The organism is Thermomonospora catenispora (assembly GCF_006363815.1).
Lineage (GTDB): Bacteria > Actinomycetota > Actinomycetes > Streptosporangiales > Streptosporangiaceae > Thermomonospora > Thermomonospora catenispora.
In genome coordinates this window covers 97,596-119,962 of record NZ_RRYT01000012.1, presented here as the reverse complement: position 1 = coordinate 119,962, position 22,367 = coordinate 97,596, and the positions used below count along the sequence as shown (strand labels likewise).

The window sequence follows — 22,367 nt, the reverse complement described above, 5'->3', positions numbered from 1 at the left end:
ATATACCTACTCTTTCCCTGCGGCAGGGGGTGGCGTAGTGGCGAAGACCGAGCCGTATTTCTCGCACATGCCCGTCACCTCATCGGGCGGCGGCGTGCTGCAGCATCCGACCCGGTACCTGTGCGCGGCGGCGTATCTCGACGAGGCGTTCGCCCGGAAGTTGATCAAGGAATTCGTGGTGGAGGACCACCGCGGCGTGGTGCCCTCCTTCGGGTTCGACCTGGTGCCGGTGATCAAGCACGCCCTGCGGGCGCGGCGGATGCGGCTGGTGCGCGACACCGCCATCGTGCTGGCGGTCCTGGCGGGCGCGGCGGTGAACCCCGATGCGGCCAGTGCGGTGCTGGGGCTCTCCATGTTGGTGGCCCTGGTCATGAAGCTGAGCACGGCGATGGTCCGCCTCGGCGGGGTGTGGGCGACATGGCCGATCAGGGGCCTCACCATCGGCGGCGTGATCGTCCTCCTGTCCCTGCCGCTCCTGTTGCTGGGGCTGCTCCTCAACGTCGTGTCCGGCGGCTCCAGCCCCTACTCGACCTACTGGCAGCCGGAGGGTCCCGCGGGCGTCCTGGCCGACGACGCGGCCTCCGGGGACGGCAAGGAGACGTGGCTGGCCGCCTTGATCGTGCTGGGGGCGATGATCGGGGCGCACCTCGCCTACCGGTACGCGGTGTATCGGACGCTCCGCGAGCTGGGGCCGGGTTCCACCGCGGTCCCGCCCGAGCCGATCAGCAGCCGGGTGCGCACCCTCTTGGAGCGGGTGTCGGCCGCCCAGCGCGGCAACATCACCCTCTATTCCCAGGAGAACCCGTTCCTGGGATCGGGGGACATCGGGTCCGCCTGGGTGCGCGCCTGGTCGATCGCACTCGAGCTGGACCGGGGACGCGCCAAGTCGCTGGGCGGCGACCGCGAGCCCGGTGAGGTGGATCCGGTGGAGCTGCACCGCTACGTCCGCGAGCGCCTCGTCGCCATGCGCGACGAGCCGCCCCCCAACGAGCGGATCGGCGGGCTGATGGTCGACTGGCACGTGGTGGCGCGGGGCGAGTGCGTCCAGATGAGGCGCCCCGTGGAGCCGGCCGGGGCGGGCGGCCTGATGTACGAGGGGCATCCGCTGATCGATCCGAAGTACGCCGTGCCGTACTCGCGCGCCGGGAAGCGCGCCATCGAGGCGATCATCCGCCATCCGCAGGCCGACATCCGCTGCTACCAGCGGGTGACCGTCGCCACCCAGGGCCAGGCGATCAAGGACGCCGACGGCGCGGTCGTCGCACCGGCCAGGTACGAGGACACCCTGCTGTCGGCGTTCCTCTACCTGGCCGTCGAGGGGCGCATGCTGTACGCGCAGTTCGTGGTCAACGTGATCCCGCCCATCCGGGAGGAGTTCCGGATCGTCGACGACCTGCCCGCCTACGGCGAGGGCATGCTGCTGATGCGGGCGCTGCGGGAGAACGGTCTGCAGACCCTGAGCGACGGGGTTCTCGGCCCGTTCCGGTTGATCCGGGCGCTGTGGGAGCTGGCGGGCGAGGCCTGGCAGGCCTGGACCGGGCGGCGCCCCACCGAGTTCCTCCGCTACGACTACGGCGCCCGGATCAGCGTCCGGGAGGAGGCCGCCGAGCGCGACTTCCCGACGTTCATGCAGACCCTGGACGCCGACAAGTACACCACGCTGCTCGAACGCCGGATCAACGAGGCGGTCCTGGACTACCTGCAGGCCCGCGGCATCGACGTGACCGCCTACCGGGAGCAGGCGGACATCGTGCTCAACAGCCCGTTCATCATGTCGGGCGGCTCGATCGTCGGCAGCCAGATCGCGGTGGGCGGCGCGGGCTCCCGGATCGCGCAGAAGCAGTCACGGCCCAAGTCCTGAGGGAGGATGACCATGTCGGGTGATGACTACCGCATCCAGATCGGCGGCGAGGCGTCCATCGTCGGCAGCCAGATCGCCTCCGGCCGGAACGTGCACCAGATCCGGAACGACGCCGAGCGGAGCGACGAGGTCTCGAAGATCGAGCAGGCCATCGACCGAGTCGCCGAGCTGCTGGAACGCCATCGGGATCAGATCCCCGAATCGCATCGGGCACGGCGGGACCTGGAGGACATCCGGCAGGAGGTCGCCGAGGCCGAGCCCGACCGGGATCGGATCTCCCACGCTCTGCAGCGGCTGGGCGCCCGCGTGACCGCCGTCGCCGTCGTGGCCCAGGCCGTCGCCGACCTCTCCGCCCTGGTGACGGGGATGTGAGGCGCGACCGAGGCCCTCAGATCTGGGACGAGTCGCGGGTGATCAGTCCGTACTCCGTGGCGATCGGGTTCCAGATACGGAGCAGTTCCTCCTTGGCCTCGGTGGCGCGGTCGTTGACGTCCGCGACGGCGGAGTCGCTCGGACAGCCGGGGGCGTAGTTCAGGTACTCGTCGTTGGACTCCAGCGACCGCCGCAGGGCATCGGTCAGGGCCCGTTTGAGCTCTTCGCCGTCGGACAGGGCGTCGACCTGCAGGTTCTCGGCGCGGTTCAGCTGCTGCCGCCGGGTGTCGCGGATGCGCTGCAACGCACCGCGTGCACAGCCCTCGACGACGGCCCCGATCAGCTCGCGGCGGGTCAGGGCCATGTCGTTGAGCAGGGAGTCGATCTCCTTGGCCTGTTGCTCGGCCGAGTCGTCGCCCTCCTCCTCCGCACTCTCCTCTTCCGTGCCCTCCTCGTCGGCTGGGGCGGACTCGGCCGACGAGTTCGGGGCGACGGCCGTGGGCGAACCGGGGGCGGGGTCCTCCCGATCCGGCCAGAACACGATGACGAGCACCGTGACCACCGTGACCCAGGCGGTCACCGCGACCGTCATCCACGAGGTCGTCCGGGAGCGGCGGCGCGGCGGCGGGGGCTGCCAGATCCGCGGCTGCTCCCAGGGGCCTCCGGGTTGCGCCCAGGGCTCCGGGGACAGCCGGGTCACCTGCTCGTCCTCGGCGGACGAGGCGTTCCAGGGCTCGGGCGACAGGGCGGTGACGACGTCGCCGCCTCCTCCATGCGACGGCCCCGCGTCGTCCCCCTTCGTCGCCTCGTCCCGCTTCGTCACGTCGTCCTGGACCGTCACGTCGTCCTGGACCGTTGCGTCGTCCTGGACCGTTGCGTCGTCCCGGACGGTGGCATCGCTCAGCGGAGCGTTGCAGCGGGTGCAACGGGACGAGGTCGAGGCGGTGTCGCTGCCGCACACCGGACACTGCATCAGAGCGCCACCCCACCTGCGAGAGTCCGTCGTTTCCTCGATGATCCCAGGCTGCCGCGGACGGGGCGAGAAGATTGTGCCGGGTGCATGCGTTCGCCGACGAAAATCCCCGGCCGGGCCGCTCAGAATTGCCGGTCGGTGCGCGTGGGCAGACCCACCTCACGGGCGATCGGGTTCCACAGCAGGGTGAATTGCTTCTTGGCGACCGTGGCCTGCGCCGACAGCTCGTTGCCGCGCCGGTAGTGGGCGTCGTGTTTCGGCCGGCCCTTGCAGCGGCGCTGCGCCTTTTTCGCCCAGGCCAGGAACTCCTGGTCGACCTGGAGGGAGAGCTGGAAGGAACGCAGCAGCGACGCCCGGAGCCTTTCGCCGTCCTTGAGCTGGTCGACCTGCAGCGCCTTGGTCCGCCGGATCTGGTTGTTGCGGCGCACCGCCACGCGCTGGAAGTCCTGGATCGCGGCGGGCAGGGTCTTGCACTTGTTGGAGGCGTGCAGCGCCCGGCCGAGGGTGTTGCGGGTGTCGGCGCTGGCGTTCAGCAGCGCGTTCACCTCCTTGGCCTGCGCCACCGTGGCCGCGCTCGGGCCGGTCTTGGTGGGCTTGGGCTGGGAGACGCTGCGCGGGGTGGCCGACGCCGACGGACCCACCGCCGCGGCGGGGTCGCCGCCGTCCGGCCACAGCACCAGCCCGACCGCCCCGAGGGCGATCACCACCAGGATCGCGACGCCGATGGCCAGCGGCTTGTTGGAGGAGCCGCTGCGGGCGGCGGGATAGTCGGCCTGGGGATAGTCGGCCTGGGGATAGTCGGTCGGCGGGGGATAACCCCCCTCGTACACGGCCGTCGCGTTGCCGTATCCGGCGGCCGGCGACTGGTAGGGGTCGGCGCCGGGCTGCACGGCGGGCGCCCCCTGCCAGCCCGCTCCGGCGTCGTGCGGATTCCAGCCCCGGTCGGCCGCCGGCGCGTCGTGCACCGGTGCCGGGAGGGCGGCCGTGGCGGCGGCGTCCTGCGTCCACTGCTGCGGGACCGGCGCGTTCGCGGGGGCGCCGGGCTGCTCCTCGACGTCCTCCGGTCCGGGCGGGCGCGGCTCGGCGAACCACGAGTCCGGGACGAGCGCCTCCCCGTCCAGCCGGGCGTTCGCCGCGGGGGGCGCGGCGGCCCCGCCGAGGCCGGCGGAGCCGGCGGCCCAGGCCGGCGCGGCGGGCGGGGACGGCAGGCCGGCCTGCGGCGTCTCGTCCTCGTCCTCCGGGGGCATCGTCCACGCCTGGGTGTCCTCGCCCGGATCCTCCTCCCGCTGCGCGGACCCCTGGGCGGGCGGGTGCGCGGGCGGCTGGGCGGTCCCCGGCACGGGGGGCTGTGCGGGGGACTGCACGGAGGGCTGCGGGGACTGCGCATAAGGCGGCGCGGCGCCCTGCGCGGGAGGCTGCGCCGGTACGGCCGGGGCCCCTTCCGCCGTTCCCCGGTCGTTCTTCTGCGCGTCCGGCAGCCGGCCCAGCGGGTCCACCATCGTCATGTTCGCCCACGGCGCCGGCGGCGGCGGGTCCAGCGGCGGCAACCCGGCCTCCGGGGTCGCCGGGGGCCGTGGCGCCGGAGGCTGCTGCGGGTCCAGCATCGTGACGTCGAGCGAAGGCGTCACCCCTGCCCCGCCGGGCTGCGCCGCCTGTGGATCCGGCCGCTGGTCGACCGGCGCACCGCAGCGTGCGCATCCGCTCAGCGTCCCGGGCGTGTTCTCGCCGCACCGTGGGCACTGCATAGCTACTCGGACCTCGCCTTGTCGGGGTTTTCCGTCAAAGTACTGGTTTGACGCCCTCTCGTGGGCCGGATCGGCATGNTTTTCCGTCAAAGTACTGGTTTGACGCCCTCTCGTGGGCCGGATCGGCATGGAGTGGGCCTCGGCTCACAGGGCACGGGCTGCACCAGGATCCCATGTCCTGGCCGATTGCTCCGCTCTCCTGTTGTTATCGGGCTTTGGCCAGCAAGGGCGTTGCGCCTCTTTCATCCCGGTTCTGCTTCGACTCCGTGCCGGTCGCGTCCGGAGACCGGTCCGGCGCGCGCGACGGCCCCGCCGCACCCGTCTCCGGCCTTCCGCCCGTCGTCCGGCCGGGCCGTCGCGGACGGGCCGCCGGCCGTTCCCGCCCGCCTCTTGCGCCTCCGCGCCGGCGCCGGGTCTTTTCAGTGCACATCGGGCGGGCGTCCGTGCACAAGACCGCCGAGAACATACCGTGCATCCGAGTCCGAGTCGCCACACGAGCGTAATGAGCACGCGCTAGGCTCGCTTGTGACGCCCGTCAGCTCTGACGTCCCCCGTCGGCTGGTCGCGTCTGACGTTCAGGCCTCACCCGGAAGAGCAGGAGTCCATGAGCGATCTTCCGCTGCGCGCGCAGATGGCCGTAGCGCTGGGCCGCACCGCCGCCAAGATGTCCCGGCTGGCCGGCCGCGGCGACGGTTCGGTGATCGGCGGCCGGATCGGGCTCAAACTCGACCCCGAGCTGCTGGCTCGGCTGGCCAAGGACCGCAAGCTCGTTCTGGTCAGCGCCACCAACGGCAAGACCACCACCACGCGGCTGATCACCGCGGCGATGACCCCGCTCGGCGAGATCGCCACCAACGCCTTCGGCGCCAACATGCCGACCGGGCACGTGTCGGCGCTGGCGGCCGCGCTGGACGCCGAGTACGGCGTGCTGGAGTGCGACGAGAAGTACGTGCCGATGGTGCTCAAGCAGACCGAGGCGAGCGTCGTCGCACTGATGAACCTCAGCCGCGACCAGATGGACCGGGCCGCGGAGATCTGGCTGCTGGCCGGCAAGTGGCGCAAGGCGCTGGAGGCCGCGCCGAACACCCACGTGATCGCCAACTGCGACGACCCGCTGGTCACCTGGGGGGCGTCCTCCGCCAAGAGCGTCACCTGGGTGGCGGCCGGGCAGCACTGGCGGGAGGACTCCTGGTCGTGCCCCGAGTGCGGCGGGCCGCTGGACCGCGAGGGCACCAACTGGGAGTGCCGGGAGTGCTCGTTCGCCCGGCCCAAGCCCGCCTGGATCCTGCACGGCGAGCGGGTCACCGCTCCGGGGGGACGCACCTACGAGCTGACCGGGCTGCAGCTGCCGGGACGGGCCAACCGGTCCAACGCCGCGATCGCGCTGGCGGTGGCCTCCTACTTCGGTGTGGAGCCGGAGACGGCGCTGCCGCTGATGACGCAGGTCAAGTCGGTGGCCGGCCGGTACACCACGGTCGAGCACCAGGACCGCACCATCCGGCTGCTGCTGGCGAAGAACCCGGCCGGCTGGCTGGAGGCGTTCGATGTGCTGCAGCCCGCGCCGGGTCCGGTGGCGCTGTCGATCAACGCTCAGGTGCCCGACGGCCGTGACACCTCGTGGCTGTGGGATGTGGACTATCGCATCCTGCGCGGCCGCCCGGTGTGGGCGACCGGGGAGCGCCGGCTGGACCTGGCCGCCCGGCTGGAGGCCGCCGAGGTGGACTTCACCGTGGTGGACGACATCGACCAGGCGGTGATGGCGGTGCCGCCGGGCCACCTGGACGTGATCGCCAACTACACCGCCTTCCAGCACATCCGAACGAGGTACGGCCGTGTCGTCTGACAGCATCAAGATCGTCTGGGTCTATCCCGACCTGCTGAGCACCTACGGGGACCAGGGCAACTGCATCGTCCTGGAGCGCCGGGCGCGGCTGCGCGGCATCAGCACCCGCACCGTGCACGTCCGCTCGGACGAGAACGTGCCGGTGGACGGCGACATCTACCTGCTCGGCGGCGGGGAGGACCGGCCCCAGATCCTGGCCGCCCGGCGGCTGCGCAACGACGGCGGACTGCACCGGGCCCGGGAGTTCGGCGCGGTGATCTTCGCGGTGTGCGCCGGCTACCAGCTGCTGGGCACCGAGTTCGGCGGTGAGGAGGGGCAGCCCGTCGAGGGCCTGGGCCTGCTGGACATCCGTTCCGGGCGCGGGGAGAAGCGCGCCGTCGGGGAGATCGTCGGCGACGTCGACCCCGCCTTGAACGTGCCCCGGATCACCGGTTTCGAGAACCACCAGGGCGTCACCCACCTCGGGCCCGGGGTCAAGCCGCTGGCGACGGTGGTGCACGGCGTCGGCAACGGGGACGGCACCGAGGGCGCCTACGCCGACCACGTCATGGGCACCTACATGCACGGCCCCGCCCTGGTCCGCAACCCCGGCCTGGCCGATCTCCTGCTGCGGTGGGCGCTCAAGCGCGACGAGCTCCCTCCGCTCCCGGAGTCCTGGTCCGAACGTCTCCGTGAGGAGCGGCTGAACGCCGTGCTCTCCTGACGGGCCTCCCCGGCGGGTCTCGCGCATCGTCGTGCGGCCGCCCGCGCGGCCGTGGCGGGCCCGATGCGCGCGAAAGTACGCAAGGCCCCGGCGCCAGGCGGCGCCGGGGCCTTTGTCGTGCGCACAAGAGGTGCGTGCAGGATGTGCGCACAGGCGTCGTGCATGACGGACGTGCGTGCAGGACGTCGAGGACGGTGCCGGGAATTTCCATCGGTCATGATGCGGCGGCCTCGACGTCGGATTTTTAGTGCTTTCTCCACTGTGTCCATGCGCGGTGGCGGTCGTGCGCGATGGCGGATATGACGGCGTCGCTCGGGCGATGATCGCCGTGATCGTGAAGAGTTCTCGCGAAGCGGTGATGTGAGAATTCATCAAGGGGCAGATAAAGGGTTTTTCGGTGTCGTCGGTCGTGGCCTCTTCCGTCCCGATCGCCGTGATCATCGCAGGTCGAGGAGGGGTGGACGGCGTCGCGACGGCGAGGCGGCGACGCCGTGACGGCGCCGCGGGGCGCCGGATGCGACTACCGACCGTGAGGCGTGGTCGGTCCCGATTCGATGGCGGCAATCCGCCCTAAACGTGCGATCAGAAATATGCGGACATCCGGGGAATTTGGTAACGGTGCAGGTCGGTGGGGGTGGGGTTTGAGGAGCCCTGCAGGATTTACCGTCCTGTAGTCCCGTTAATCGGCAGTCGACGGGGTGCCCGTGGTAATGATGTGACTCTCGCAAGATGTGAGCTTGCGGAGAGTAATCGTCACCTTGGGTGAGGAGTCGCACTCCCGTGGAGTTGTCGTGACCCATCGTTTTCAGCGAATGATCCGCCGTGCGCAGAAGGCGCCCCGGGACACCGGGCGTCGGAGCCGGGACCTGCGGGCCCGCCTCGGCGCGGCGGCCGTGTGCGCGGTGCTGGCGTCCGGCTGCGGCGGTGGCGGCGGACAGCAGAGCTCGTCCCGCCCCGCCGGCGAGGTGGACCTGGCCGCGCTGCCGCAGGCGACCACGTTCACCACCCTGCAGGGACTGCCCAAGGACCCCGCTCCGCACGCGCCGGTGGACGGCACGGTGGTGCACCCCACCACCACGGTGCCGGTGGCGGCCGAGCCGGGCGGCCGTCCGGTGGCGGCGCTGCCCGACAAGCAGCTGGACGGCCCCACCTGGGTGCCCGTTCTGGAGACCCGGCAGGGCTGGCATCGGGTGATGCTGCCCAGCAAGCCGAACCAGACGACCGGGTGGATCCCGCAGGACGGCGGCAAGCTGACCGTCGCCCACACCCCGTACCAGATCAAGGTGGAGGTCGGGGAGCGCCGGCTCACCATCGTGCGGGACGGCCGCAAAGTCGGCACATGGACGGTCGCGGTGGGCGCGGACGCCACCCCCACCCCGGTCGGGCGGACGTTCCTGCTGGCGCTGCTCAAGCCGTCCAAGCCCACCTTCAGCCCGCTGGTGCTGCCGGTCGGAGCCCACTCCCAGACGCTCGACACGTTCGGCGGCGGGCCCGGCACGGTCGCCTTCCACGGCTGGAAGGACAAGTCCGTCTTCGGCAAGGCCGTCACCCACGGCTGCATCCGCGTCCCCGCGGACGCCCTGGAACGGCTGTCGAAGATCCCGCTCGGCACGCCCGTGCACGTGACGGCGTGACCGAGCACCCCCCGAAAACCGCTCAGGAGGAAGCGATGAAGTTCAAGACACTGGCCACCGGGGCCGCCCTGGCCGGCATGGCCGCCGCCCCCGCGATCGCCCTGGCCGCCCCCGCCCACGCGGCCCCCGCCTCGGCGGGCTCGGCCCACGCCCTCGCCGCCGGCGGTCTGGTGAACATCCCGGCCACCCCGGCGGTGACCTCGTCCGCGCAGCGGCCGGTGCACAAGAGCGTGGTGGAGCTCCCGGCCAACTCGCTGGTGCGGGCCTCGGCCCTGTCGGCGGCCGCCGGCGCCGGGCGGGCCCGGGCGAGCGTCGCCGACCTGACCGTCGCCAAGCTCGGGCTGACCGCCGAGGCGGTCAGCGCCACCTGCGTGGACGGCAGGGGCGCCGTGAACCTGGTCAAGGCCGCCGTGAACGGCAAGGGCCTGCGCGCCGCCGTCGCCCCCAACACCGGGCTCAGGGTCGGCCTGGACGGGGTCGGCACCGCCTCGGTCGTGCTGAACAAGCAGGTCCGCAGGCCCGACGGCAGGCTGACCGTCACCGCGATCGAGGTCGTGCTGCCGCCGGTGGCGGGCAAGTCGCAGACCCTCAGCATCGCCTCGGTCACCTGCGCCCCGGTCGAGCGGACGCCGAAGCCGACCAAGAAGCCGGACAGCACGCCCACCGTCAAGCCGTCCCCGAGCGTTCCCGCCGCCCAGGCCCCGGCTCCCAAGCCGGTCGTCAAGGACCTGCCGGTGACCGGCTGACCTCGATGGCCCGCGGCGTTCCCGGCCCCGGCGACTCCCGTCGCCGGGGCCTTCGGCCGGTCGCGGGCCGGTGCGCGGCGACGGGAGTCGCCGGGGGGGGTGTGCGCGCCGGCCCGTGCGGGGCCGGGGGTCAGGGACCGGTGGGCGTCTCGTCCCCGGCCTCCGGGGACTCCTCGCGGTCGCGGCGGTGGACGGTGACGACGATGGCGTGCGCCCTCTCCTCGGGGTGCTTGCGGACGCGGATCAGGCTGGCGATCGAGGTGACGGTCAAGACGGCGAGGATCACCAGCAGGGACAGCGGAATGGGGATCTCGGGGACGTCGGCGGAGATGTTCTCGTGAGCGAAGTGCAGGATCAGCTTGACGCCGATGAACGCCAGGATCGCCGACAGCCCGAGGGCCAGGTAGACCAGCCGCTCCAGCAGCCCCTCCACCAGGAAGAACAGAGCGCGCAGGCCGAGCAGGGCGAACGCGTTGGCGGTGAAGACGATGAACGGCTCCCTGGTCACGCCGAACACCGCGGGGATGGAGTCCAGCGCGAACATGATGTCGGTGCTGCCGATCGCCAGGAACACCAGCAGCAGCGGCGTCACCACCCGGCGGCCGCTCTCGTGGGTGACCATCCGGCCGCCGTGGAAGTCGTTGGTCATCGGCAGCACCCTGCGGGCGTACCGGACTATCGCGTTGTCGTCGACGTCGGGTTCGTCATTGCGATGCCGGATCAGCTGCACCGCCGTCCACAGCAGCACCAGCCCGAAGAACAGGAAGGTCCAGGAGAACATCCCGATCGCCGCGGCGCCGATCGCGATGAAGACGCAGCGCAACGACAGCGCCGCCGCGATCCCGAACAGCAGCACCTTCTGCTGGAACTCCTCGGGCACCGTGAACCGGGCGAAGATGATCACGAAGACGAAGAGGTTGTCGATCGACAGGCTTTTCTCGACCACCCATCCGGCGAAGTACTCGGTGCCCGCGGCGGCCCCGGACACCGCCCACAGCACCCCGCCGAACGCGAGCGCGATCGCGACATAGAACACCGACCACAGCGTCGCCTCCCGCAGGTGCACCACGTGCGGACGGCGTACGGCGACGAAGAGGTCGAAGACGAAGAGCACGACGATGAAGGCGATCGTCGCGCCCCAGAACCAGCCGGGGATGGGGTTCACGTCGCATCTCCGGTGTGCCGCATGACCCTGTTGTGTCCCTTCTCCGGGGGATCAATCCGATGGCGGGCCGGCAGGGCCCGGTGCTCATGATGCCGCCCGGCGTCGTGCCGCGACCGACGAAACGGCGCCGCGGCGTTCAGTAGACCAACGCCTGAGCGCCCTCGGCGGTCACCTCTTCGACGAATGTGGGCGCCCCCGCGATCCGGATGCCGGGGATGACGTCGTCGGCGGTGATGTCGCGGCGGGCGGCGCACTGGGAGCAGACCGTCACCGTGCCGCCGGCCAGCACCGCCTCCAGCAGGTCCTGCAGCGGGGTGGCGTGCGGCAGCTCGAACTCCGCGGCCCTGCCCGGCAGGGCGAACCAGGCGGACTCGCCGGTCAGCCACAGCGAGACCTTCACCCCGGACGCCACCGCCGCCGCCGCGACGGTGAAGGCCTGGTTGCAGCGCTCCTTCCCGTCCTCCCCGGACGTGGCTTTGATCACCAATGTCTTCGCCATGAGGGGCACAGTAGCGCGCGCCCGCTCCCGTCCCGGCGGGCGGTCGCGTTACGCTCCGGCCGCATGGGGATGGTGAACGCCATCGTGCTGGTGGCTGTCCTGGTCGTGATCGCGGTGACGATGCTGCTGCTGGTGCTGGCGCTGTTCCGGCTGCGCTGAGCGGAGCGCGCCGGAGGTCCGCCGGGGCGTCCTGAGCGCTGCACGGCGGGCACTACGCTGACGGAGCATGGAGCCCGAGCTGCACCCCGATCTCAAGCCGCTGGAGTTCCTGGTCGGCGAATGGGAGGGCGCCGGAGTCGGCGGCTACCCCACCATCGAGAGCTTCCGGTTCGGCCAGCACATCTCCTTCACCCACGACGGCAGGCCGTTTTTGAGCTACACCAGCCGCACCTGGCTGCTGGACGAGGAGGGTGGCCTGGGACGGCCGCTGGCCGTGGAGACGGGCTACTGGCGCCCGCTGCCGGACCACGAGGTCGAGGTCACGCTGACGCACTCCACCGGGATCGTGGAGATCTACCTGGGGAACGTGGCGTTCAACCGGGTGGAGCTGCGCACCGACATGGTCGCCCGCACCGCCACCGCCAAGGAGGTCGCCGCCGGGCACCGGCTGTACGGGCTGATCGGGGAGGACCTGGGCTGGGCCTATGACATGGCCGCCATGGGAAAGCCGCTGCAGTCCCATGTGTCGGCCCAGCTCAAGCGGGTCACGTGAACCGGGCCGAGTGAACCGGAACGAGTGAACGACGCGCCCGTCCGGGGCCGCGGGCCGGCGCCCTGATCGCGCCGCCGGAGCGCGCCGCGGGCGGTACGGGCGGGAAGAGGCGGGAAAGAACGATCCCCGGGCCTTCCGCCGTACGGCGGGCGATGGACGGGACTGGGTCCATCGGCCCGGGGATCGGGTGAATGCCTGGTATTCGCCAGCCGCGTCACGGCTGGTCTCCTCCGCGCCGAGGCGCCGGAGCCGAGGCGAGACGGCGACTAGCGGACAGTCACCTCGCGAGTCCCGCAACCATGCATGTTCCGGACCACCTCCTTTCTCGCGTACTCGCACGCTATGCGCCCGTCCCCCGGTCGGGCAACTGATTTCTCCAGCTCTGTGCTTCTTTGAGGTTGCTTGCAGGGGGCGGGCGGCATCGGCCCGACATACACTGCGTCCATGGCCGACACGTGGCAGGAGGAACTGCGGGCGCGCGGCTATCGGGTCACTCCGCAGCGCCAGCTGGTGCTCGAGGCGGTCACCACGCTGGAGCACGGGACCCCCGAGGAGATCTGCACCGAGGTTCAGCGCACGGCGCGCGGCGTCAACATCTCCACGGTCTACCGCACCCTGGAGCTGCTGGAGGAGCTGGGCCTGGTCAAGCACACCCATCTGGGGCACGGCCCGCCCACCTATCACCTGGCCACCGAGGCCGAGCACGTCCACCTGGTGTGCCGCAAGTGCGGCGCCGTCGACGACGTCGCGCCCAGCGTCGCCGACCAGATGATCGACCTCCTGCAACGCGAGTACGGCTTCCAGACCGACGTTCACCACCTCACCGTCTACGGCCGCTGCCGCAAGTGCGGATAGCCTCCGTGCGCCCGCGGGACGACCGGCGGGAGGCGCCCTGCGCCCCGAGAAGCAGGGCCCGGGAGCGGTCATACTGGGTGTCATGAACAGTCCGCTGCTCAAGCTGCCCGGAGCCGTCGCCGCCGATCGTCCCGACGAGGAGGTCGCCGCGCACTACGGACGGCCCGCGCACGAGCAGCGGGCCCTGGCGGACGGGACGGCGTTCGTCGACCGCGGCAACCGCGGAGTGATCCGGGTGTCCGGGCCCGACCGGCTGGAGTGGCTGCACAGCCTGCTCAGCCAGCATCTGAAGGAGCTGCCGCCGAACCGGCCGACGCAGGCGCTGCTGCTGAGCCCCAACGGGCACATCGAGCACCACCTGCACCTGATCGACGACGGCGAGGCGGTGTGGGCGCACGTGGAGCCCGGGACCGCGCCGGCGCTGGTGGAGTTCCTCGACCGGATGCGGTTCACGCTGCGGGTCGAGGTCGCCGACCTCAGCGAGGAGTACGCCGTGGTCACCGGCGGCCCCGAGATCCCGGGGGCGCTGGAGTTCCCCGACGTGGCCGGCACCACCACCCGGATCGTCGAGCGGTCCGTCCTGGCGGAGCTGCCCGAGCGCGCCCGTCCGGCGGGGATCTGGGCCTATGAGGCGCTCCGGATCGCCGCGCACCGGCCGCGGCTGGGACTGGACACCGACCATCGCACCATCCCGCACGAGGTGGGCTGGGTCGAGGACGCCGTGCACCTGAACAAGGGCTGCTACCGCGGCCAGGAGACGGTCGCCCGCGTCCACAACCTGGGGCATCCGCCGCGCCGGCTGGTGATGCTGCATCTGGACGGCAGCGTCGACCGGCTGCCCGCGCACGGCGACCCGGTCGAGCTGGACGGCCGCGACGTCGGGTTCGTCGGGTCGGCCGCCCGGCACCATGAGCTGGGGCCGATCGCGCTCGCCCTGGTCAAGCGGACCGTCCCGGTGGACGCCGACCTGCTGGCCGGCGGGGTGGCCGCCGCCCAGGAGGTGGTGGTGCCCCCCGACACCGGCGGCACCGCCAGGGAGCGGCTCCGCCGGGGCCCCCTCCTGCGCGGCTGAGCCCGCCGCCGGGCCTTCGGGGCCCGCTAGACCTCCAGGATCAGCGTCACCGGGCCGTCGTTGACCAGCTCCACCTTCATGTCCGCGCCGAACCGGCCGGTCTCCACCCGGGCGCCCAGCCTCCGCAGCTCGGCCACCACCGCGTCGACCAGCGGCTCGGCCACCGGCCCGGGCGCGGCGGCCACCCAGCTGGGGCGACGGCCCTTGCGGGTGTCGCCGTACAGCGTGAACTGGCTGACCACCAGCAGCGGGGCGCCCACGTCCGAGCAGGACTTCTCGCCCTCCAGGATCCGCAGCCCCCACATCTTGCCCGCCAGCTTGCGCGCCCGCTCGGGGGTGTCGTCGTGCGTCACCCCCACCAGCGCCAGCAGCCCCGGCTCGGTGATCTCGCCCACCACCGACCCGTCGACGGTGACGCTCGCCCGGCTGACCCGCTGTACAACAGCCCGCATGACCTGCCTTTCCTCGGAACGGGACTATTGTGTCGCGCCCGGTCGCGGCGCGAGACTTCCGCTATGGGAGCAACGACGCTCATCACCGTGGCGCCGACGGGCGCCGAGTCCGCCAAGTCCGAGGTGCCGCAGCTGCCGGTGACGCTGGAGGAGCTGGTCCAGACGGCCAAGGAGTGCGAGGCCGCCGGGGCGGCGGTGATCCACGTGCACATCCGGGACGACGAGGCACGGCCCACCCTGGACCCGGCGCGGCTGCGGGACACCGTGCAGGCGCTGCGCGAGGCCACCGGGCTGATCATCCAGGTCTCCACCGGCGGGGCGGTCAGCGACGGTTACGAGGACCGGCTGCGGGTGCTGGAGTCCGAGCCGGACGCCTGCTCGCTGACCTGCGGAACGGTCAACTTCGGCGACGAGGTGTTCATGAACCCCTGGCCGTTCATCACTCGCCTCTACCGCCGCACCCAGGAGCTGGGGATCGTTCCGGAGTTCGAGCTGTTCGACCTCGGTCACATCAGTACGCTGCACCGGCTGCTGGACGCCTACGGCCCCCCGCACGGCGGCCGGGTGCACTGCGACCTGGTGATGGGGGTGCCGGGCGGGATGCCGGGCGACGCCCGCACCCTGGTCGCCGCCGTCGAGGCGCTGCCCGCCGGGGCGACCTGGTCGGCCACCGGGATCGGCCGCACCAGCGTGCCGGTGATGCTGGCCGCCCTGTCCGCGGGCGGGCATCTGCGGGTCGGCATGGAGGACACCCTCACCTACGCCAAGGGCGTCCCGGTGACCTCCAACGCCATGCTGGTGGAACGGGCCGCCGAGCTGGCCCGGATCGCCCAGCGCCCGCCGATGCGGGCGGAGGAGGCCCGGGAGTTCCTCGGCATGCCCGCGCGCCGGTGATGTCGGCCCGGACCTTCGAGCGTCGAGAGGACGCGGTGGACGCGCATCCCGTGCTGGTCGAGGTGGAGCGGTCGGGCCTGGTGGAGTCCCGGCACCGGGGGACGGCGGTCGCGCTCGCCGCCGACGGGACCCCGCTGGTGCGGGTCGGGTCGGCCCGGGAGCCGATCTGGCCCCGGTCGACCCTCAAGCCGATCCAGGCCGCCGCCATGCTCCGCTGCGGGCTGGAGCTGAAGGAGGAGGAGCTGGTGGCGCTGGCCGCCGCCAGCCACAGCGGAGAGGAGTTCCACGTCGAGGGCGTGGAGCGCATCCTCGCCGGGGCCGGCCTGACCTCGGCGGCGCTGCGCTGCCCGCGGGCGTGGCCGATGGAGGACGCCGTCGCCATCGGTCTCGCCAAGGCGGGCGGCGCCCCCTCGCGGCTGCGGATGAACTGCTCCGGCAAGCACGCCGCCATGCTCGCCACCTGCGTGCACCGCGGCTGGCCCGTCGACGCCTACCTGGATCCCGGCCATCCGCTGCAGCGGGCCGTGCGCGACACCCTCGCCGAGCTGAGCGGCGAGACGCCCGCCGCGGTCGGGGTGGACGGCTGCGGGGCGCCGGTGTTCGCCGTCTCGCCGCTGGGGGTGGCGCGGGCGTACCGGGCGTTGGTGACCGCCCCGCCGGGCGACCCGGAGCGGCGGGTGGCCGACGCGATGCGGGCTCATCCGGAGTGGACCTGCGGCACCGGGCGCCCGGAGCTGCGGTTGATGGAGGCGGTGCCCGGTCTGCTGGTCAAGTGCGGCGCCGAGGGCGTGGACGCGTTCGCGCTCCCGGACGGCCGGGCCGGCGCCGTCAAGATCGACGACGGGGCGATGCGGGCGCGCGTCCCGGTCACCGTCGCGCTGCTGCGCGCGCTCGGCGCGGAGGCGGAGATGGACCTCTCGCCGGTGTTCGGCGGCGAGGAGACGGTCGGCGCGGTCCGCCCGGCCGCCGCCTTCCTCGCCGCGCTGCCGGGACGCTAGCTCTCCCGGCCCTCAGCGCCGGCGCGGCTCGGTCGTCTCCTCGTCGGGCTCGAACCCTTTTTCGTTGGCGTTGCGCTGTCCGGGGTCGCCCTGCAGGGTGCCGCCCTGGATGGGGCCGCGATGCGGCGCGTCGCCGTGCATCCGTTCCGGATGGGGCACCCGGCGGCGCGCCGCGCGCACCGTCAGGAACAGCCAGACGGCCAGCGCCAGCGCCACCAGGGCGGGCCCGAGGAGCAGCCAGTAACCGGCGCCCAGCCGGACGGCCATGATGAGCATGCCTTCCACCTCCGCCCCGGCCTTTACCCGGTGGCGGGCGATCAATCCGCCGGAGGGGTCAGAGGCTGCGGAACTGCCTGGTGCGGGAGATGGCGCCGGAGGTGGCCAGGGTGAAGGTGCGCATCGACTCGGCGAACTTCGACAGGTCCCACTCGGCGGGGCCCTCGTACCAGTAGAGGTTGTCGGCGCCCTCGGCCTGCACCCCGGCGTCCTCGACCGTCTTGGCCCACTTGTCGACCACGTCGAACACCACCGCGTACGGCAGGTAGCGGGAGAACAGGGCGATGCGCTGGGGACCCTCGACGCCTTCGGGGGCCTCGCCGCGCTCCAGATGGGCGCGGAAGCCGATGGTGTGGGCCAGTACGGTGGAGCCGCGGGCGGTCTTGGCCGGCATGTACTGGCCGCCGACCGCCAGGGCCGCTCCGCCGATGATGACCGCCAGCCCGATCAGCGCCAGATCGGTGAAGATCGCCAGCCCCACGGTGCCGACGACGCCCAGGATCGTCAGCACGATGCCCGCGGTGGACCAGCGGCTGCGCACCGTGTCCGGGCGACGGGCGAACCAGCCCTGCTTGACCACGTCGTCGTACATCGCCGAGCGGACCCGGGCCAGCTGCGGGGCGAACGTGCCGTCCAGCTCCGACAGCTTGATCGCCTCCCGCCCCTCGAACAGCGCGTCGAGCAGCAGCCGCTCGTAGGGGAGCAGGTCGTCGACCGGCCGGTCCAGCTTGCGCAGCGTCCAGTCGGTGCGGCCGGTGGCCTCCCGGTCCTCCTCCTCGATCAGCAGGTACGCGCGCACCGCCAGGTCCACGATGGTGGCGGTGACGTCGATGACGTCGGCCTGCTCGTCGATCAGGGTGCCGATCTGGCCGGGGCGCACCCCGTCCGGCGGGGCGAACTCCTCGCCCTGCACGGCGGGCCGGTCGCCCTCGGCGGCGTGCTTGTCGACGGCGCGGGCGTCCCGGCCGCGCAGCAGGTACAGCACGCCGAACCCGCCGAGCAGCAGCACCAGCAGCGCCCCCAGGGCGCCGAGGGTGACGGCGTTCACCGAGAACGCGGTGGCCAGGGTGCGGCGCTTGGCGTAGATCGGCTCGGCGGGCACGGTCCCGGCCCGGTAGCCCACCACCACCGTCAGGTGCTCGCCGGGCAGCAGGTTGTTCTGCGAGAACGTGCCCTCGGTGCGGGTGTGGTCGGGGTTGAACTGGGCGCAGCCGATCGCGCTGGCCAGCGGGCCGGCGAAGCAGTTGATGGACCCGTCCATCACCGGGCCGCGCACGACCACCCGGGCGGCGGCCACCCGGGTGCTCCAGCCGCCGATCGCCGCCCACCGCAGCTCGTCCCGCATGCCGAGCGGGGTGATGACGCCGCGCACCCGGTAGGTCAGGACCACGGTGCGCCGTCCGTGCAGCGGCCGGTCGCCGGACACCGACACCCGGGTGCGGCTGCCGTCCACCGACACCGTCGCCCGGTCGGGGCCGCCGTCGGGGCTGGAGGCCTGCACGTCGCTGATCTCGTACACCCGGTCGCGGGTGTCGCTGTCACGGGTGCGGGTGACGAACGTGCGCTCGAACCCGCGTCCGCCGGCGAACTCATAGACGATGGTCTCGCGCGCCTGCACGACGCCGTCGCGGCCCACCGTCAGGACGACCTCGTCGCTGGCCACCGTCTCGGCGGCGAGGGCCTGCGACGGGGCGTCCGCGGCGGCCGGTGACGCCAGGCCGAGCAATGCGGTGACCATCACGATCAGGGGCACGACCAGCGTCCGCGACTGTCCCAGCATGGGGCGAATCGTAGCGGTCTCACTGCGACGGAGCGGTCTGTCCGCATGGCCGATCCCGGCCCGGGCCGGTCTGCGCCGGCCCGAGCCGCCGGCCGCATCCACGCGACGGTGAACTTTCATCTCCTATGGGATGATCTCGCCCATGGCACGCCAATCTCCCGCCGCCACGGCGCGCCGCCCTCGTCCGGCACCCGCTCCGGGGCGCTCGTACGCGCTCCCGTCGCGCCGCTCTCGCCCGCGTCGCAGCGTGGGCGGCGCGGTGGCCCTCGCCCTGGGCGGCGTCGCCGCGATGCTGGTGATCGCGGCCCTGGCGTTGGCCGGTTTCGCGGACGCCGAGGGCGTGCCTTTGGTCCGGACGCAGGCGCCGCGGATCTCCCAGCAAGTCGCCACCGACAACCGCCTGTACGCCACCGGCGCGCTCACCCCCGTGCGGTGCCGCCTGCCGCGCATCCGCGAGGGGGAGGACGAGTCCATGCGCCGTTTCATGGAGACCCTCTCCCAGTGCCTGGACCGGGTGTGGGCGGTGCAGTTCGGCAAGGCCGGCATGCCGTTCGAGCCGCCGCAGCGCGTGTTCTGGAGCGAGCCCGGGCGCGGTCCCTGCGGCAGCTATCCCAGCCCCGGCACCGCCGCGTTCTACTGCCCCGAGAACAACACCATGTACGTGGGGCTGCGCCACATCGTGGAGACCGCCGCCGGCGAGCCGGTCTCCCACTACGCCGTCTACGCCCGGGTCATCGCCCACGAGTACGGCCACCACGTCCAGGAGCGCGCCGGCATCCTCCCCTACGGCCACCAGCAGATGAGCGTCTCCGACCCCGCCGTCCGCGCCGAGATCAGCCGCCGGATCGAGCTGCAGGCCCAGTGCCTGGCGGGGCTCTTCCTGGGCGCCGAGCGCAGGACCCTCCCGATGACCCGGGCCCAGTACGCCGCGATGATGAACGACGTCCGGGGGCGGGGCGACGACCGCCGCCCGCCCGAGGAGCGGCACCACGGCACCGCCCGCAACTACGCCGGCTGGGTCGCCAAGGGGTACCGGGGCTCTGCGGTCTCGGCGTGCAACACCTGGACGATCCCGGCCGCCGAGGTCGAGTGAGGGCCTTCACAGCGGGCCGGGGCGCGGGCATCATCCCGCCATGAGCCCTCAGCGCTGGATCGTCGCCGGTTGGACGCTGCTGGTCTGCTCCGCGGTGCTCGCCGGAGCGTCGCTGGTGCTGGTGCTGGGGTCCGTGGAGTCCGATGTGCGGGTGCTGCCCGCCGGGTCCGCCTTCGTGGACGTGCGTGAGCTGCTGATCGGCGCGATCGTGGCCGTCTGCGCCGGGGTCGCGTTCTTCTCCGGGCTGTTCTGCTTCCTGTGGAGCGCGCTGGCGAGGTCCAGGCGGCAGTCCGAGGAGCTGCTGGAGGCGCTGCGCTCCTCCCGCTGAGCCCCGCGGCGGATCCCCCGGCGCGCCCCCGCGCGTCCTCGGGCGGATCCCGGCGAACCCGCGACGGGTCGGCGACGCCGCCCGAGCGCACGAAGGCGGCGGGCTCCGGTGTGCTCCGATGTGCTTCGGTGTGGGCGAACTCACCGTAAAGTGCTAGCTAAGGTGCTTGCAATTGCAAGCACCCTGACGCAGGGTGGAGACATGGCGGGGTCGAAGGTCGGATCGATCGGGGAGTACATCCGCGAGCAGCGGCAGCGGGCGAAGATCTCGCTGCGCCAGCTCGCGGCGGTGTCGGGCATTTCCAACCCGTACCTGAGCCAGATCGAGCGCGGGCTGCGCAAGCCGAGCGCGGAGATCCTGCAGCAGATCGCCAAGGGGCTGCGGATCTCGGCGGAGGCGCTGTACGTGCAGGCGGGGATTCTCGACGAGCGCGAGGCCGACACCGACACCCAGGCGGCGATCCGGGCCGACCTGCTGCTGACGGAACGGCAGAAGCAGGTTCTGCTGGACATCTACGAGTCGTTCCGCAGGGAGAACGAGGCCGCCGCCGCAGCCGCCGCAGACGAGGAGGACCCGGACCACGACGCTCCGGGGGACGACACCCAGGCATCAGCCGGAGAGGACACCGATGACGCTCGCCGAAAGACTTCGTGACAGCAAGACCGTCCATACCGTCGCCGGCGCCGGCGACCTCGCGGTGGAGAAGCTCCGCGAGGTCCCCGAGCAGGTGGGCCGACTGCGCGAGAACGTGACCCGCTACCAGGACGAGATGCGGGTCAACGTGACCAAGCTGCAGGGCGGGGTCCGCGAGAACATGATCAAGCTCCAGGAGGAGGTGCGGGAGAACGTCACCAGGCTCCAGGAGCGGGTCGAGAGCGCGGACCTGCGCGAGCTGGCCGGCGCGTACGTCGCCCAGGTGCAGAGCATGCTCGACGAGCTGGCCGAGCGCGGCAAGAAGGTCGTCGCCCGCGTGGAGAACCAGGCCGCCACCCGGGAGCTGACCGAGAGCGCCAAGCGCACCCGGCGCAAGACCCGCGCCGCGGTGGGCGAGGCCGGCAAGACCGCCCGCGCCGCCCGGCGCACCGCCGGCGACGCGAGCAAGAAGGTCGGCGACTGACCGGCCCGCACCGACGACGGCCCGGCCGGACGCGTCCGGCCGGGCCGTCGCGCGTCCCGGGGGGCGTCCGCTGAAATCTTGCATAGGGTGTAGTGGATCCGCGGCGTCGGGCACGGCGCCGGTCGTTCGGCGGAGGTGGTGATGTCGGTGGCCGAAGGGGTGGGGCTGCTTTTCTGGTTTCTGGCGATCATCGCCTTCCTGTTCGAGGCGTACGCGCTGGTCGACGCGCTACGGGTGCCGCCCGGCGCCTATACGGCGGCCGGCAAGCAGAACAAGAGGCTGTGGACGATCCTGCTGGTGGTCGCCAACGTGGTCGGGCTGGCGGCGGCGACCCGCATGGTCTTCCTGATCGGCCTCCTGCCGATCGCCGCGTTCGTGGTGGCCGCGGTCTATCTGACCGACGTGCGGCCCGCGGTGGCGCCGTACCGCAGGCGCGGCGGAGGCTCCTCCGGCGGCCCCTACGGTCCCTGGTGAGCCGTTGACGCGGTGGGGCGGGCGGAGGGGCGCGCCGGCGCCCCGAGCACGGGCCGGTCCAGGCCGAGGGCGCGCAGCTCGCCGACGAGCCGGTCGGCGACGTACCGGTTGCCCGCCGGGGTCAGGTGCACGCCGTCGTCGAGGACATAGGTCGCGGCGTTGCCGGTCCCCTCGTGCACGTCCCCGGTGATCCAGCCGAGCGGGTCGATGAACGGCACCCCCAGCGTGTCGGCGACCTGACGCAGCCGGTCCCGGACCCGCCGGGCGGACGGCGGCGGATCCCCGCCCCACAGCGGCCCCATCATCACCAGATGGGTGCGCGGCCAGCGGGTCTTGATGTCCCGCAGCAGCCGTTCGGCGGCGGGCCCGACCCGCTCGGGCGCGCGGGAGTCGTTGTGCCCGCCGGAGACCACCACCATGTCGGGGGCGGGCCGCCACGCCAGCTGGGCCGTGTACAGCTGGGCGAAGTTCTTGCCGATGCTGCCGTCGTTGACGAAGCCGGTCCCGGCGTGCCCGCCGATGACGATCTGCCAGCCGAGCCGCCGTGCGGTCTCGGCGGCGTAGGTCTGCTCCGCCGGAACGGCGCGGATCCCGGCGGTGTAGCTGTCGCCCAGCACGAACACCACCGGGACGTGCGGCCGGGCGGGCCGGCCCGGTTCGGCCGGCGCGGGGCGGGCGCTCGTCGGCGCGCCGCCGCATCCGCAGAGCAGGAACGCGAGCGCCACCAATGCGCACCACAGGGGTCGGGGCAACGCCGGAAAGCCCTTTCAGAGAT

At 72.4% G+C, this 22,367-nt stretch carries 24 protein-coding genes; 16 read left to right on the top strand and 8 right to left on the bottom strand.

Annotation, left to right across the window (positions count from 1 at the left end):
• Positions 1–37: 37 nt before the first annotated feature.
• Both EIO00_RS12025 and EIO00_RS12020 read left to right on the top strand, forming a co-directional pair.
• Complete coding sequence (locus EIO00_RS12025; RefSeq protein WP_140178190.1) at positions 38–1,861, top strand: hypothetical protein; 1,824 nt, start codon at positions 38–40, stop codon at positions 1,859–1,861.
• Between the two features lie 12 nt (positions 1,862–1,873).
• Positions 1,874–2,233, top strand: coding sequence for a DUF5955 family protein (locus EIO00_RS12020; RefSeq protein WP_140178188.1), 360 nt, complete (start codon positions 1,874–1,876; stop codon positions 2,231–2,233).
• Positions 2,234–2,249: 16 nt separating this feature from the next.
• Here EIO00_RS12020 and EIO00_RS12015 read toward each other — a convergent pair whose 3' ends face one another.
• Positions 2,250–3,074: a hypothetical protein gene (locus tag EIO00_RS12015; RefSeq protein ID WP_140178186.1), complete on the bottom strand. Its 825-nt coding sequence runs from the start codon at positions 3,072–3,074 to the stop codon at positions 2,250–2,252.
• Between the two features lie 254 nt (positions 3,075–3,328).
• Positions 3,329–4,834: a hypothetical protein gene (locus EIO00_RS12010; protein ID WP_140178184.1), complete on the bottom strand. Its 1,506-nt coding sequence runs from the start codon at positions 4,832–4,834 to the stop codon at positions 3,329–3,331.
• Between the two features lie 721 nt (positions 4,835–5,555).
• Here EIO00_RS12010 and EIO00_RS12005 point away from each other — a divergent pair.
• The 4 genes from EIO00_RS12005 (at position 5,556) to EIO00_RS11990 (ending at position 9,877) form a co-directional block, all read left to right on the top strand.
• Positions 5,556–6,794 carry a Mur ligase family protein gene (locus tag EIO00_RS12005; RefSeq protein ID WP_140178182.1) on the top strand — a complete coding sequence of 413 codons (1,239 nt, stop codon included), beginning with the start codon at positions 5,556–5,558 and terminating at the stop codon, positions 6,792–6,794.
• Positions 6,784–7,497, top strand: coding sequence for a type 1 glutamine amidotransferase (locus tag EIO00_RS12000; protein WP_140178181.1), 714 nt, complete (start codon positions 6,784–6,786; stop codon positions 7,495–7,497). The genes EIO00_RS12005 and EIO00_RS12000 overlap by 11 nt, the downstream gene beginning before the upstream one ends.
• 812 nt (positions 7,498–8,309) lie before the next feature.
• Positions 8,310–9,131 (top strand): L,D-transpeptidase, encoded by an 822-nt coding sequence (locus EIO00_RS11995; protein WP_140178179.1) that lies wholly within the window; start codon positions 8,310–8,312, stop codon positions 9,129–9,131.
• Between the two features lie 35 nt (positions 9,132–9,166).
• Positions 9,167–9,877, top strand: coding sequence for a choice-of-anchor P family protein (locus EIO00_RS11990; protein WP_140178177.1), 711 nt, complete (start codon positions 9,167–9,169; stop codon positions 9,875–9,877).
• A 130-nt stretch (positions 9,878–10,007) separates the two neighbouring features.
• Here EIO00_RS11990 and EIO00_RS11985 read toward each other — a convergent pair whose 3' ends face one another.
• Positions 10,008–11,042, bottom strand: coding sequence for a TerC family protein (locus tag EIO00_RS11985; protein WP_140178176.1), 1,035 nt, complete (start codon positions 11,040–11,042; stop codon positions 10,008–10,010).
• 136 nt (positions 11,043–11,178) lie between these two features.
• Entirely contained in the window at positions 11,179–11,541 is a 363-nt protein-coding gene (locus tag EIO00_RS11980; protein ID WP_140178174.1) for a DsrE family protein, read from the bottom strand.
• A gap of 226 nt (positions 11,542–11,767) precedes the next feature.
• Here EIO00_RS11980 and EIO00_RS11975 point away from each other — a divergent pair, with 226 nt between their 5' ends.
• The 3 genes from EIO00_RS11975 to ygfZ all read left to right on the top strand — a co-directional run bounded on the left by EIO00_RS11975 (position 11,768) and on the right by ygfZ (position 14,180).
• Positions 11,768–12,253: a heme-binding beta-barrel domain-containing protein gene (locus tag EIO00_RS11975; protein WP_140178172.1), complete on the top strand. Its 486-nt coding sequence runs from the start codon at positions 11,768–11,770 to the stop codon at positions 12,251–12,253.
• 444 nt (positions 12,254–12,697) lie between these two features.
• Positions 12,698–13,108 (top strand): Fur family transcriptional regulator, encoded by a 411-nt coding sequence (locus EIO00_RS11970; protein ID WP_140178171.1) that lies wholly within the window; start codon positions 12,698–12,700, stop codon positions 13,106–13,108.
• Between the two features lie 82 nt (positions 13,109–13,190).
• A complete protein-coding gene (ygfZ, locus tag EIO00_RS11965; protein ID WP_140178169.1) occupies positions 13,191–14,180 on the top strand; it encodes a CAF17-like 4Fe-4S cluster assembly/insertion protein YgfZ in 990 nt (329 codons plus the stop codon).
• A gap of 26 nt (positions 14,181–14,206) precedes the next feature.
• Here ygfZ and dtd read toward each other — a convergent pair whose 3' ends face one another.
• Positions 14,207–14,632: a D-aminoacyl-tRNA deacylase gene (dtd, locus tag EIO00_RS11960; protein ID WP_140178168.1), complete on the bottom strand. Its 426-nt coding sequence runs from the start codon at positions 14,630–14,632 to the stop codon at positions 14,207–14,209.
• A gap of 63 nt (positions 14,633–14,695) precedes the next feature.
• Between dtd and EIO00_RS11955 the strand changes: the two genes are divergently transcribed.
• Entirely contained in the window at positions 14,696–15,526 is an 831-nt protein-coding gene (locus tag EIO00_RS11955; RefSeq protein WP_140178166.1) for a beta-keto acid cleavage family enzyme, read from the top strand.
• A 35-nt stretch (positions 15,527–15,561) separates the two neighbouring features.
• Positions 15,562–16,524: an asparaginase gene (locus EIO00_RS11950; RefSeq protein ID WP_241661294.1), complete on the top strand. Its 963-nt coding sequence runs from the start codon at positions 15,562–15,564 to the stop codon at positions 16,522–16,524.
• A gap of 12 nt (positions 16,525–16,536) precedes the next feature.
• Here EIO00_RS11950 and EIO00_RS11945 read toward each other — a convergent pair whose 3' ends face one another.
• Together EIO00_RS11945 and EIO00_RS11940 are read right to left on the bottom strand one after the other, a co-directional pair.
• Complete coding sequence (locus EIO00_RS11945; RefSeq protein ID WP_140178162.1) at positions 16,537–16,800, bottom strand: hypothetical protein; 264 nt, start codon at positions 16,798–16,800, stop codon at positions 16,537–16,539.
• Between the two features lie 58 nt (positions 16,801–16,858).
• Positions 16,859–18,580, bottom strand: coding sequence for a DUF2207 domain-containing protein (locus EIO00_RS11940; RefSeq protein ID WP_140178161.1), 1,722 nt, complete (start codon positions 18,578–18,580; stop codon positions 16,859–16,861).
• Between the two features lie 130 nt (positions 18,581–18,710).
• On the opposite strand from EIO00_RS11940, the gene EIO00_RS11935 reads away from it, so the two are divergent.
• The 5 genes from EIO00_RS11935 to EIO00_RS11915 all read left to right on the top strand — a co-directional run bounded on the left by EIO00_RS11935 (position 18,711) and on the right by EIO00_RS11915 (position 21,592).
• Positions 18,711–19,673, top strand: a complete 963-nt coding sequence (locus tag EIO00_RS11935) for a neutral zinc metallopeptidase (RefSeq protein WP_140178159.1) — start codon at positions 18,711–18,713, stop codon at positions 19,671–19,673.
• A 40-nt stretch (positions 19,674–19,713) separates the two neighbouring features.
• Complete coding sequence (locus tag EIO00_RS11930; RefSeq protein ID WP_140178157.1) at positions 19,714–20,001, top strand: hypothetical protein; 288 nt, start codon at positions 19,714–19,716, stop codon at positions 19,999–20,001.
• A gap of 201 nt (positions 20,002–20,202) precedes the next feature.
• Positions 20,203–20,655 (top strand): helix-turn-helix domain-containing protein, encoded by a 453-nt coding sequence (locus EIO00_RS11925; RefSeq protein WP_140178155.1) that lies wholly within the window; start codon positions 20,203–20,205, stop codon positions 20,653–20,655.
• A complete protein-coding gene (locus EIO00_RS11920; RefSeq protein WP_140178153.1) occupies positions 20,630–21,118 on the top strand; it encodes a hypothetical protein in 489 nt (162 codons plus the stop codon). The genes EIO00_RS11925 and EIO00_RS11920 overlap by 26 nt, the downstream gene beginning before the upstream one ends.
• A 141-nt stretch (positions 21,119–21,259) precedes the next feature.
• Positions 21,260–21,592, top strand: a complete 333-nt coding sequence (locus EIO00_RS11915) for a DUF2516 family protein (RefSeq protein ID WP_140178151.1) — start codon at positions 21,260–21,262, stop codon at positions 21,590–21,592.
• Here EIO00_RS11915 and EIO00_RS11910 read toward each other — a convergent pair.
• Complete coding sequence (locus EIO00_RS11910; RefSeq protein WP_241661292.1) at positions 21,577–22,317, bottom strand: SGNH/GDSL hydrolase family protein; 741 nt, start codon at positions 22,315–22,317, stop codon at positions 21,577–21,579. The genes EIO00_RS11915 and EIO00_RS11910 overlap by 16 nt on opposite strands.
• Between the last annotated feature and the right edge of the window lie 50 nt (positions 22,318–22,367).

Excerpts from the sequence above, each read along its gene's own strand:
- ygfZ (WP_140178169.1), top strand. The coding sequence starts at position 13,191 with ATGAACAGTCCGCTGCTCAAGCTGCCCGGAGCCGTCGCCGCCGATCGT.
- EIO00_RS12020 (WP_140178188.1), top strand. The coding sequence starts at position 1,874 with ATGTCGGGTGATGACTACCGCATCCAGATCGGCGGCGAGGCGTCCATC.
- EIO00_RS11940 (WP_140178161.1), bottom strand. The coding sequence starts at position 18,580 with ATGCTGGGACAGTCGCGGACGCTGGTCGTGCCCCTGATCGTGATGGTC.
- EIO00_RS12005 (WP_140178182.1), top strand. The coding sequence starts at position 5,556 with ATGAGCGATCTTCCGCTGCGCGCGCAGATGGCCGTAGCGCTGGGCCGC.
- EIO00_RS11980 (WP_140178174.1), bottom strand. The coding sequence starts at position 11,541 with ATGGCGAAGACATTGGTGATCAAAGCCACGTCCGGGGAGGACGGGAAG.
- EIO00_RS11995 (WP_140178179.1), top strand. The coding sequence starts at position 8,310 with ATGATCCGCCGTGCGCAGAAGGCGCCCCGGGACACCGGGCGTCGGAGC.
- EIO00_RS11990 (WP_140178177.1), top strand. The coding sequence starts at position 9,167 with ATGAAGTTCAAGACACTGGCCACCGGGGCCGCCCTGGCCGGCATGGCC.
- EIO00_RS11920 (WP_140178153.1), top strand. The coding sequence starts at position 20,630 with ATGACGCTCGCCGAAAGACTTCGTGACAGCAAGACCGTCCATACCGTC.
- EIO00_RS11935 (WP_140178159.1), top strand. The coding sequence starts at position 18,711 with ATGATCTCGCCCATGGCACGCCAATCTCCCGCCGCCACGGCGCGCCGC.
- EIO00_RS11925 (WP_140178155.1), top strand. The coding sequence starts at position 20,203 with ATGGCGGGGTCGAAGGTCGGATCGATCGGGGAGTACATCCGCGAGCAG.
- EIO00_RS11930 (WP_140178157.1), top strand. The coding sequence starts at position 19,714 with ATGAGCCCTCAGCGCTGGATCGTCGCCGGTTGGACGCTGCTGGTCTGC.
- EIO00_RS11915 (WP_140178151.1), top strand. The coding sequence starts at position 21,260 with ATGTCGGTGGCCGAAGGGGTGGGGCTGCTTTTCTGGTTTCTGGCGATC.
- EIO00_RS11970 (WP_140178171.1), top strand. The coding sequence starts at position 12,698 with ATGGCCGACACGTGGCAGGAGGAACTGCGGGCGCGCGGCTATCGGGTC.
- EIO00_RS11945 (WP_140178162.1), bottom strand. The coding sequence starts at position 16,800 with ATGCTCATCATGGCCGTCCGGCTGGGCGCCGGTTACTGGCTGCTCCTC.
- EIO00_RS11955 (WP_140178166.1), top strand. The coding sequence starts at position 14,696 with ATGGGAGCAACGACGCTCATCACCGTGGCGCCGACGGGCGCCGAGTCC.
- dtd (WP_140178168.1), bottom strand. The coding sequence starts at position 14,632 with ATGCGGGCTGTTGTACAGCGGGTCAGCCGGGCGAGCGTCACCGTCGAC.
- EIO00_RS11975 (WP_140178172.1), top strand. The coding sequence starts at position 11,768 with ATGGAGCCCGAGCTGCACCCCGATCTCAAGCCGCTGGAGTTCCTGGTC.